The organism is Leifsonia sp. PARNA 1/14 (genome assembly GCF_055720965.1).
The window spans coordinates 1-1,276 of record NZ_JBVQSP010000011.1 but is presented as its reverse complement, the minus strand read 5'-3'; the positions used below and the strand labels follow the sequence as shown (position 1 = coordinate 1,276).

The window sequence follows — 1,276 nt, the reverse complement described above, 5'->3', positions numbered from 1 at the left end:
CGGTGGATTCATATGGTCAACGCATCGCTCTGGGGAGAGGTGGCGGGTTGGCTGGTGCGAAGTGGTCGTCGTTTGAGACGCGGGCTCGGTTGCTGGAGGCGGTGTGTTTGGGGCTGCCGGTGCAGCGCGCGGCGCTCGCTTTCGGGGTTGCGTCTTCGACGGCGCGGTATTGGTGGGGTCGGCATGCTTCAGGGGTGTTACTTGAATCGGGTCGTCCTGGTGGTGGTGGTTTAGCGGTTCCGATCGGTGATCTCGACGCGTCGGTGGGGCGGTCGTTGACGTTGGCGGAGCGGGTCGAGATCCATGCTGGGCTGCGGGAACAGTTGACGCAGCGACAGATCGCGGTGCGGATCGGGCGCCCGCAGTCCACGATCAGTCGGGAATTGGCCCGGCATCGTGATGATGCGGGCAACTATCTGCCGTTAGTCGCTCATGCCCGCGCCCGGCAGGATCGGCGACGCCCGAAAGCGTTCAAACTCGTCGCGAACCCGCAACTGGCGGCGCATGTCGAGGCGGCAATGGATGAGGGCTGGTCGCCGAAGCTGATCGCGGACATGCTCGCGAGGGAGCATCCGGGTGAGCAGACTTGGCGGGTGAGTCACGAGACGATCTACCAGGCCCTGTTCGTTCAAGGGCGCGGCCTGCTGCGGCAAGACCTGGCCCGGCAGCTCTCCACGGGCAGGACGGCCCGCAAACCGCATGGCAGCGTCAACGGGCGCGGAACGTCGCTGTTCCAGGATGCGTTCACGATCCGTCAGCGTCCTGCAGAAGCCGACGATCGTGCCGTTCCGGGGCATTGGGAAGGGGATCTGATCATCGGCGCCGGCAGCGGTTCAGCGATCGGGACGCTGGTCGAACGAACCACCCGGTTCGTGATCCTGCTGCACCTGCCCGCTCGACACACCGCTGACGCGGTCGCTGACGCGATGATCCGGGAGATGGGTCAGCTCCCCAAGCACCTGCGCCGCTCGATCACCTGGGACAGAGGCTCGGAGATGGCCGACTACGCCCGCATCCAACTCGAGCTGCACGCGCCAGTGTTCTTCTGCGATCCCCGCTCACCCTGGCAGCGCGGCAGCAACGAGAACACTAACCGGCTCTTACGGCACTGGTTCCAGAAAGGCACAGACCTCTCCAATCACAGCGCCGAAGATCTCGCGCAGATCGCCGCGAAACTCAACGCCAGACCCCGCCCCACCCTCGACTACAACACCCCAGCCCACGCACTGAACAGCCTCCTCACAGCCGCCTGATGCGTTGATTGCTTGACATTGAC

1 protein-coding gene is annotated in these 1,276 nt (G+C 64.9%); it reads left to right on the top strand.

All coding sequences use genetic code 11. From position 1 onward, the window contains the following. Nucleotides 1-2 precede the first annotated feature (2 nt). Nucleotides 3-1,253, top strand: coding sequence for an IS30 family transposase (locus AC0HS0_RS18985; protein ID WP_472965705.1), 1,251 nt, complete (start codon nt 3-5; stop codon nt 1,251-1,253). The last annotated feature ends 23 nt before the right edge of the window (nt 1,254-1,276 follow it).